The sequence below is a fragment of the Mesorhizobium sp. M7A.F.Ca.US.005.03.2.1 genome, from assembly GCF_003997795.1.
Lineage (GTDB): Bacteria > Pseudomonadota > Alphaproteobacteria > Rhizobiales > Rhizobiaceae > Mesorhizobium > Mesorhizobium ciceri.
The window spans coordinates 1-9,220 of the sequence record NZ_RZRP01000167.1; the positions used below are offsets into that span (position 1 = coordinate 1).

The following is a 9,220-nucleotide window of genomic DNA, read 5'->3' on the forward strand; positions in this document are numbered from 1 at the left end:
CAAACGAGATCTCCTGTTGCTGCACAGCGGTGGCGGGGTCATGACGCCCGCGAGCGTCAAGGATTTCTCAGCCCGGCTCGCGGGATCCGGCATCGCCGCCGGAGCGATCGCAAGCCGCTTCATCGGAAATCTCTGTGGCTACCCGAACTCGATCGGCTTCGACATGGGCGGCACCAGCACCGACGTCTCGCTGGCCTGGAACGGGGAGTCGCGCATCACAAAGGACTGGTACATCGAATTCGGATATCCGATCCGCTTCCCCTCCATCGAGGTATTGACCATCGGTGCGGGCGGCGGGTCGTTGGCATGGCAGGACGAGGGCGGCAGCTTGCGCAACGGACCGCAGTCCGCTGGCGCCTTTCCAGGTCCGGCCTGCTACAAGAATGGCAACCGCATTGCCACCAACACCGATGCCAATGTGGTGCTCGGCCGTCTCGGCACCAGCCTTGCGGGCGGCAAGATCACGCTCGACCCCGCTCTGGCCGCCGAGGCGGTTCAGGAGACGGTGGCGGAACCCTTCGGCATGGAACTCCACCAGGCGGCCGAGGCGATCATCGCCGTCGCCAACGCCAATATGGGCAATGCCGTCCGGCTTCTCTCCATCAGCCGAGGCTACGACCCGCGCGACTTTGCGCTGGTCGCATTCGGCGGTGCTGGCGCTTTGCACGGAGCGGCTGTGGCCAAGGAGCTTTCGATTCCAACCGTGATCGTACCGCCCAATCCCGGCGTTACCTCCGCGCTCGGTTGCCTTCTCGTCGACGTGCAGCACGATTTCTCCGAAAGCTTCATGGCCGATGCTTCGACTGTCTCGCCCGCCGAGATGCAGGCAGCCTTTGTTCTGATGGAAAAACAGGCGGTTGAGCGTCTGGGCCATGAGGGCGTGGCGCAGGAAGACATGGCGCTGCAGCGCACGGTCGAGATGATGTACCAGGGCCAGTGGCGCTCGCTCGCGGTGTCAGCCCCGGCGCGCATCGAGAGCATCTGCCCGCTGATCGAGGCATTCCACAACGAACACGAGCGCGAGTTCAACTACCGCCGCGAAGACGCGCCGGTATCGATCTTCCGCATCGCGGTCAAGGCGATCGGCATCGTCCCGAAAGCCGAGATACCGCGACACGGAGTCTTGCCTCATGTGCCCGAGCCGCTCGGCCGCCGCGGCGTCTGGTTCGACGGCGTATCTCATGATGCGGCTGTCTATGAACGCGACCAACTCAGCGCCGGCGCTGCCTTTGCGGGACCCGCCATCGTCGAACAGTTCGATTCCACCACCGTGGTTCCGCCGGGAATGAGCGCGACCGTCGATGGCTTCCTGAACATTCTCATCGTGACGAAAGGCTGAAACATGACAAAGCTGATTGAAACGAGCCCTGGCCTCGATCCGGTAACGTTCGAGGTGCTGAAGAACTCCTTCATCACCACCGTCGACCAGATGGCCGAACAGATGCTTCGCACCTGCTATTCCTTCGTCATCTACAACCGAGACTTTTCGTATGCCCTGCACGACGCCGATGGCAACTCCGTCGCCCAGGGCAACTACGACATCGCGGTCCATGTCGGCACATTGCACAACACGTGTAAGGAAGTGATCCGGGTCTTCGAAGGCGATATGGCACCCGGCGATGTCTACGCAATCAACGATCCTTATGCCGGCGGTACGCATTTCAGCGACGTTCGGCTCGTCCGGCCGATCTTCGATGAAGACAAACTGATCGGCTTCTCCCAGTCGAACGGACACTGGTCGGATCTCGGCGGCTCGGTGCCGGGTTCCTTCGACGTCACCGCCCGCGACATGTTCCGCGAAGGGCTGCGGATAACGCCGCTGCGCCTTTTCCAGCGCGGCCGCTTCTGCTCCGATGTTGCCAACATGATCGCGGCCAACACGCGCGATCCCGCATCGATCATTGGCGACATCCATTCCCAGGCGCAAGCGACGCAGGCGGCCGAGCGCGAACTGCTGCGGCTGGTCAAGAAGTACGGGCGCGGCCAGGTCATGCGCGGTATGGAGGAGGTTCAGGACTACGTCGAACGTGCCGTGCGAAAGCGTCTGGCGGAGCTGCCCGACGGCACCTGGGAGACGGTCGACTACATCGACCGGGATCTCGGTGCCGGCGAGGGCATGATCCCGATCCGCATCAAGATGACGATCAAGGGCGACACGATCCACTACGATTTTACGGGAAGCCACTCGACCATTGCCTCGATGTATAATTCCGCACCGGGCGCGACCTTCTCGGCCGTGGTCGCCGGCATGAAAACCTTCTTTCCGGACCTCCCGCTCAACAGCGGGTTTTACCGGATGATCGAGGTGACCGCGCCGAAGAATAGCATCGTCAGCGCGGAATGGCCGGTGGCGGTGACCGGGTTCCTGATGCCGTTTGAAAAGATCATGAACGCGATCTTCGAGATGTGGTCGAAGATCATGCCCGAACGCGCTATCGCCTGCGCCTTCAACCTCGAATATCTGCTGGCCGGGGGACGGGATGCGCGCAAACCCGAAAAGCCGATCTTCATGTTCTACGAATGGCTGCCTGGCGGCTGGGGCGGGCGCAACGGCAAGGATGGTGCCGATGTCACAACCGCCTGCTTCGGAACCGGGCTGATGTCGCAGCCGAACGAAGGCAACGAGCGGGTCAATCCCACTCGGACGCTCGAGTTCCAGATCAAGCAGGATTCAGCCGGGCCCGGCAAGTGGCGGGGCGGCGTCGGCGTGCAGAAGACCTCATCGCTGCTTGAGGCTGAAAATGCCGTCATGTCCTATATTTGCGACCGCGAGCGTGCTGTCGTCTGGGGTGTCGAAGGAGGCCTGCCGTCGATGCCCCACGGCTTGACCATGAAGCGCGCCGGAGAAGAGACCGAGATCTGGCTCGGCTCCGTATTCTCCGATTACTCCGTCCACACAGGCGACCAGTTCGCTCGTCCGACGGCCGGCGGCGGTGGTTTCGGCGATCCACTGCAGCGCGAGCCCCGCAAGGTGATGGAGGACGTGATCGACGACTACGTTTCCCTGGAGCGTGCCAGGACTGACTACGGTGTGGTGATCCGCGAAATCGACCGCGACCTGTGCCAGTACGAAATCGACGAGACGGCGACCGAAGCCTGCCGTGCCGACATCCGGGCGAAACGGAAGGGCTGGGCACGCATGGATCCCGAGGAGGTCGCGCGCAAATACCGCTCCGGCGAGATCGATACGCTCGATGCGGTTCGGCACTATGCCGTGATCCTCGACTGGGAGACCGGCGAACTACTTCCCAAAACCACCGCCCAATTCCGGGAGAGTTTTGAGAAACGGACCGTCACCCACTGGGTCTGAGCGCCAGCGAGCGCGCCGCAATCTTGCGGGCGCTCGCGGGATGCCAGAGTTATCTGTTTTTTCGATACCATATTCAAAGAATTACTATTTCACAGGAACCTAAAGCTGGAGCAACAATGTCGCAGCGCCGCGAAGGTTGGCTGCTCCGAGGGGTATGACAGATGGCACCAGGCGTGGGACGATCGTTCACCGCGGCCAGCACACTTGAAGAGGCAATGGCAGCACGCCGGCAGGGCGCGGTGGTGCTTGCAGGCGGCACCTGGATGATGCGTGATCCCCAACGCGGGGTCGACCTTCCCGACGCGGTGGTCGCACTCGACCGAATACCGGCCTTGTCCAAGGTCGAAATCGACTCGGACCATGTCGTGATCGGTGCAGCTGTTACCCACGCAGTCCTTGGCCGCGCGTTGCATGGGGCAGCGGGCTTCGAAGGTCTGGTTGCCGCGGCGGAGAACGCGGCCAATCCCGGTATCCGAAGGGTCGCCACCGTGGGCGGCAACATTTGTGCCCTCGACTTTGCCGCCGCCGATCTCGCCCCTGCGCTTCTCGTCTGTGAGGCGACGGTGGAGCTGGAGACGTTCGAAGGCCCAAAACTCATCGGTATTTCGGATTTCCTCAAAGACAGGCATGCGCTGCTGGCAGAGGCGATTGTGACGAGAATTCATCTGCGCCGCGACCTTGTCGCAAGCGCGCATATCCGCCTGCCGCTTCGGAAGGCTGGCGACTATCCGGTCGCCGTCGTCTCGCTTGCGGTGGACAAGGACAAACGATGTCGCATCGCCGTCGGCTCGGTGGAGCCGGTAGCGCGGCGCTGGACGGCGCTCGAACAGGCGATGAGGGCAAGCCAGGCCTCCGCGCTCGATCCGGAGCGCGCTGCCGGGCTTGCACTAGAGCACAATGATTTTCAGGGCCGCGACGGCAGGGAAGCGGAGGGTTGGTACCGGCGCCAGGTTCTTCCGCCGCTGGTCAAGCGCGGTGTTGCCGCACTTCTCAAGACCGAGGGCCTGGCATGGTTGTGACATTCCAGCTGAATGGCGAGGACTGCAGCTTTCACGGCGATCCGATGACGCCGCTCGTCGACATCTTGCGGCGGGAACGATTCCTGACGGGGACCAAAGCCGTGTGCCGCGAAGGCTTCTGCGGCGCCTGCACGGTGCATGTCGACGACGAAGCGGTGCCGTCCTGCCTGAAGCCGATTGGCCTGGTCCAGGGATGCGCGGTCACGACCGTCGAGGGATTGAGTTCCGGAAACCAGGCGCTGCATCCGCTCCAGGCCAATCTAGAGGCCGCCGATGCCGTGCAATGCGGCATGTGTTTTCCGGGAATGGTTATGAGCCTTTCGGCGTTCGTGCGTGACAATCCGCATGCGAGCCGTCCCGAAATCAAGGCCGCGATGGTCGGCAACATCTGCCGCTGCACCGGATATGAGCGGATCGTCGACGCCGTGGCCGACTGCCTTGACCAAGCGCGGAAGGCTGGCCAGTCGGTGGGAGGTCTCCATGTCTGAGCTGTCCGCCACCGTGATGAATCTTCCCCGCCGCGATGCGCAGGACAAGCTGCGCGGGCGGACGAAATACACCAACGACCGGGTTCGCCCCGACATGTTGCATGCCGTGCTGCTGCGGTCGACCGTTTCCGCGGGGCGTATCCGCAAGCTCGATGTTTCGGCGGCACTTCGCTGTCCTGGCGTGCGCGCGGTGGCGACCGGCGCCGACGCGCCAGGCCTCTACGGCATCGGCATTGCCGACCATCCGCTCCTGGCCATCGACACCATCCGCTATCATGGCGAGCCAATCGCCGTCATCGCCGCCGAAACGGAGAAGCAGGCGCGGGCGGCGCTTGCCGTCATCGTGCTTGAGATCGAGCCGCTGGCACCGGTGTCCACCATGGCCGAAGCGCTCCAGCCCGCAGCCCGTCTCGTCCACGAGGGCTGGCGCGGCTATGAGGCGATCACCGAGGGCGGCGCACGTGCCGGCAACATCGCATGGGAGGCAAAATCCAGCCGCGGCGACGTCGATGCGGCCTTCGCCCGTCCCGACATACGCATAGTCGAGAGCAGCTTTACCGTCGGCCGGCAGAGCCATGTGCCTTTCGAACCGCGCGTTGCCATCGGCTCCTGGGAGGACGGCCGGGCTCACATCCAGACCTCGACGCAGGTGCCTTGGACAGTTCGCAACGTCACCGGAAGGGTCATGCAGCTTGCGCCCGGGCGTGTGCGGGTCACCGTGCCGCCTGTCGGAGGCGGGTTCGGCCTGAAATTCGATGCGTCCATCGAGCCGATCACGGCACTTCTGGCGCGGATGACCGGGCGCACGGTGGTCCTGGAAAACACCCGGCAGGAAGAGATGGCAACCTGCCTCTGCCGCGAGAATGCGGAAATCCGCATCCGCTCCGCTGTCACTGCCGAAGGATACATCGCCGGACGCGAGGCGGTCGTGCTGATGGACTGCGGCGCGTATGGCGGCGAACAGGTTTTCCTGACAACGATGACGGCGCACACGCTGGGCGGCAATTACAGGGTTGGCGCAACGCGGCTCGTCAGCCGCGCCGTATACACCAACACACCACCCAACGGCGCTTTCCGAGCTTGCAATGGCGTCTACAACACCTTCGCGTTGGAGCGACACACCGACGAAATCTGCGATGCGCTAGGCTTCGACCCAATAGAGTTCCGGAAGAAAAATGTCCTGGGAGATGGCGATCTCGGTGCCACGGGGCAGGTTTTCGAGGCCGACGTGCTGGGTCCGATGCTCGATCGCATGGAGACACTGCGCGCCAGCACCGGTACATCAGAGGCCAAGGCCGACGGCAGGCTCTATGGAATTGCGACCACGGTCGGCACATGGTTCGTTTTCGTCGGGCCTTCGGCGGCGACGGTGAATTTGAACGCCGACGGCAGCGCAACGCTGGTCACCTCGGGTGTGGAGATCGGATCCGGCACGATGGTGCAATCCCTGCCGCAGATCGTGGCTGGGCAGCTCGGGCTTGCTCCCGACCAGGTGATCGTGCGCGAAGCCGATACGGATGCCGCCGGTCTCGATGTCGGCGTTGGCGGTGGGCGCACCACCGTGTCCATTGGTGCCGCGAGCATCGCCGCCTGCGCGGAAGTGCGAGAGAAGCTGCTGCGGACCGCCGGCGAGATGCTCCAGACCCGACCGGAAGACCTGGTGCTGCGGGACGGTCGTGTCGAGATCACGGGACTTCCCGGTTCCGGCATGTCGATCCCCGCTGTCGTCGCCCATGCGCAGGCAACCACCGGCCCGATCACCGGAAGCGGAGCCTTTACCGCCAGGAACACTCCGGCAATGTCCGGCTGCGCGATGGGGCATTTCATCGATGCGCTCGACATTCCCGTCTTCGTCGTTCACGAGGCCGAGGTGGCGGTTGATCCAGACACCGGCCATGTCGAGGTGCTGGCCTATCGCGTAGTTCAAGATGTCGGCCGCGCGCTCAATCCGCGCGCCATCCTGGGCCAGATACAGGGCGGCGTGGTACAGGGGCTCGGCTATGCGTTGCACGAGGAGGTGACGCTCACCGCCGACGGACGCATCGCGCAGGACGATTTCGAGACTTATCGCCTGCCGCTGGCGCAGGATGTGGTTCCGGTCGCCGCCGACCTTTACGAGGGCGCGCCGTCGATGGGGCCTCTAGGCGCCAAGGGTGCGGGCGAGGTCCCGATCCTGGCGGTGGGCGCGGCAATCGGCTGCGCTGTGGCACGCGCCATCGGCAAGCCGGTACGGCAGCTGCCAGTGACGCCGCCACGCGTGCTTCGACTGCTGCATGAGCGCGAACCACCGCCGGAATTCCCGCACATCGCCCCCGGCTGGGCGTTGAACACTCTGGGCTGAGGCAAGTAAACCATGGTCACCCTGAACTGCGACATGGGCGAAAGCTACGGCAACTGGCGCTTCGGTGACGATGCCGGCATCATGCCTCATATCGATTGCGCCAACATCGCCTGCGGCTTCCACGCCTCCGATCCATGGACGATGCTGAAGACCGTGCGGCTCGCCCTTTCGCATGGCAAGCGGGTCGGCGCGCATCCCTCCCTTCCCGATCGTGAGGGGTTCGGCCGGCGCGAAATGAGACTTCAGCCGGAGGAACTGACAGCTGCCTTCCTCTATCAAATCGGTGCTCTGACAGGGATGCTGGTCGCCGAGGGCGGGCAACTCAGCCATGTCAAGCCGCATGGCATCATTTACGGCATGGCCGCGCACGACGTCGACACTGCCCGGGCAATTGCCGCGGCGGTCAAGCCGTTCGGCGTCCCTCTCTTCGGCATGGCGGGAACCTGTCACGAGACGGCGGCAGCCGAACTCGGCGTTGCCTTCGTGGGCGAGTTCTTTCCCGATCTTGCCTACGCTCCCGGCGGCAGCCTGATCATCCCGCGCGTCCAGTCGGCCATCGACCTGACGCTTGCCGAGCACCGCATGATAGGGGCGCTTACTCGAGGCGAACTCGTCACGACAGACGGCACGATCCGCCCGGTCGACTTCGACACCGTCTGCATCCACTCCGATCCGCCGAATGCGCGCGACGTCGCCGCGCTGATGCGGCGGATCATCGACACTCATTCCAACGGCCTGCCATGATTCATTCTCCCGAATCGTGAAAGCTCCACGCAGGGGACTCGAGGACTATCTCGAACTCACTGCCCGAACCATTTCTCCAAGCCGCTGAGGACTTCCATGGATGCGCTTTCCAACTCTCTCGCCGCCGCCGACATCGCCACCACCATGCACCCCTACACCAACCTGCGTCAGCACGAAGAAACCGGGCCGCTGATCATCAGCCGCGGCGACGGCATCCGTGTGTATGACGAACGCGGCAAGGAATACATCGAAGGGCTGGCCGGGCTCTGGTCGGTGGGCGTCGGCTTTTCGGAAAAGCGGTTGGCCGACGCTGCCTATCAGCAAATGCTGAAGCTGCCCTACTACCACACCTTCTCCTCCAAGGCGCATGAGCCATCCATCCGGCTCGCGGAGAAACTCGTGGAGATGACGCCGGAAAACCTGACGCGTGTCTTCTTCACGTCGTCGGGCTCGGAAGCCAACGACACCATCGTCAAGATGATGTGGTTCATGAACAACGCGCTGGGCCGGCCAAAAAAGAAGAAATTCCTGGCACGGACCAAGGGCTATCACGGCATCACCGTCGCCTCCGGCAGCCTGACGGGCTTGCCGGTCAACCATCGCGACTTCGATCTGCCGGCCATTCCCGTTCGCCACCTGACCTGCCCGCACTTCTATCGCTTCGGCATGGCAGGCGAAGACGAAGCCGCCTTCACGGCGCGCCTGCTCGCCGAGCTGGAAGCGGTGATCGCCGAAGAAGGGGCTGACACCATCGCAGCCTTCATAGGAGAGCCGCTCATGGCAGCCGGCGGCGTTCTGCCACCGCCGGTCGGGTACTGGGAAGGCGTGGAGAAAATCTGCCGGGCAAATGATATCATTCTGATAGCGGACGAGGTGATCTGTGGTTTCGGGCGGCTTGGTACGCCCTTCGGCGCTCAGAAATACGGCTTCACGCCTGATATCATGACGGTCTCCAAGCAAATCACGTCGTCTTATATGCCGCTTGCCGCCGTCATTTTCTCCGATGCGATCTATCAGGCGATCGCCGACACCACCGCCACGATCGGCAATTTCGGCCACGGCTTCACGGCGTCAGGTCATCCGGTCGCGACGGCAGTGGGTCTCGAAAACCTGGCCATCTTCGAGGAGCGGGACCTGATCGGAAACGCGGCCCGCCTCGAGACGTCGTTCCAGGCCGGCATCCGCTCATTTGCCCATCACCCGCTTGTCGGTGAAGCGCGGGGCACCGGTCTTATCGGCGCCGTTGAGCTGGTGGCAGACAAGGCGACGAAACGCCCCTTCGCCAAGGTTGGGCGCGCAGGGGGTATCGCAGCAGGGA

Annotated in this window: 7 protein-coding genes; all 7 read left to right on the forward strand. The window is 63.5% G+C overall.

Features of this window, described 5'->3' with window-relative positions; all coding sequences use genetic code 11:
- Positions 1 to 1,339 (forward strand): hydantoinase/oxoprolinase family protein (locus EN991_RS12060; protein ID WP_164768997.1); only part of this gene is annotated, 1,339 nt, incomplete at its 5' end.
- Between the two features lie 3 nt (positions 1,340 to 1,342).
- Entirely contained in the window at positions 1,343 to 3,310 is a 1,968-nt protein-coding gene (locus EN991_RS12065; protein WP_127368826.1) for a hydantoinase B/oxoprolinase family protein, read from the forward strand.
- 161 nt (positions 3,311 to 3,471) lie between these two features.
- Positions 3,472 to 4,329, forward strand: coding sequence for an FAD binding domain-containing protein (locus tag EN991_RS12070; protein WP_013533166.1), 858 nt, complete (start codon positions 3,472 to 3,474; stop codon positions 4,327 to 4,329).
- Entirely contained in the window at positions 4,320 to 4,817 is a 498-nt protein-coding gene (locus EN991_RS12075; RefSeq protein WP_127368827.1) for a (2Fe-2S)-binding protein, read from the forward strand. The genes EN991_RS12070 and EN991_RS12075 overlap by 10 nt, the downstream gene beginning before the upstream one ends.
- Positions 4,810 to 7,158, forward strand: a complete 2,349-nt coding sequence (locus EN991_RS12080) for a xanthine dehydrogenase family protein molybdopterin-binding subunit (RefSeq protein WP_127368828.1) — start codon at positions 4,810 to 4,812, stop codon at positions 7,156 to 7,158. Before EN991_RS12075 ends, EN991_RS12080 begins: the two co-directional genes overlap by 8 nt.
- 12 nt (positions 7,159 to 7,170) lie before the next feature.
- Positions 7,171 to 7,902 (forward strand): LamB/YcsF family protein, encoded by a 732-nt coding sequence (locus tag EN991_RS12085; protein ID WP_127368829.1) that lies wholly within the window; start codon positions 7,171 to 7,173, stop codon positions 7,900 to 7,902.
- A 96-nt stretch (positions 7,903 to 7,998) separates the two neighbouring features.
- The coding region (locus EN991_RS12090) for an aminotransferase (RefSeq protein WP_127368830.1) at positions 7,999 to 9,220 on the forward strand (1,222 nt) is incomplete at its 3' end.

Excerpts from the sequence above, each read along its gene's own strand:
- EN991_RS12065 (WP_127368826.1), top strand. The coding sequence starts at position 1,343 with ATGACAAAGCTGATTGAAACGAGCCCTGGCCTCGATCCGGTAACGTTC.
- EN991_RS12075 (WP_127368827.1), top strand. The coding sequence starts at position 4,320 with ATGGTTGTGACATTCCAGCTGAATGGCGAGGACTGCAGCTTTCACGGC.
- EN991_RS12085 (WP_127368829.1), top strand. The coding sequence starts at position 7,171 with ATGGTCACCCTGAACTGCGACATGGGCGAAAGCTACGGCAACTGGCGC.
- EN991_RS12070 (WP_013533166.1), top strand. The coding sequence starts at position 3,472 with ATGGCACCAGGCGTGGGACGATCGTTCACCGCGGCCAGCACACTTGAA.
- EN991_RS12080 (WP_127368828.1), top strand. The coding sequence starts at position 4,810 with ATGTCTGAGCTGTCCGCCACCGTGATGAATCTTCCCCGCCGCGATGCG.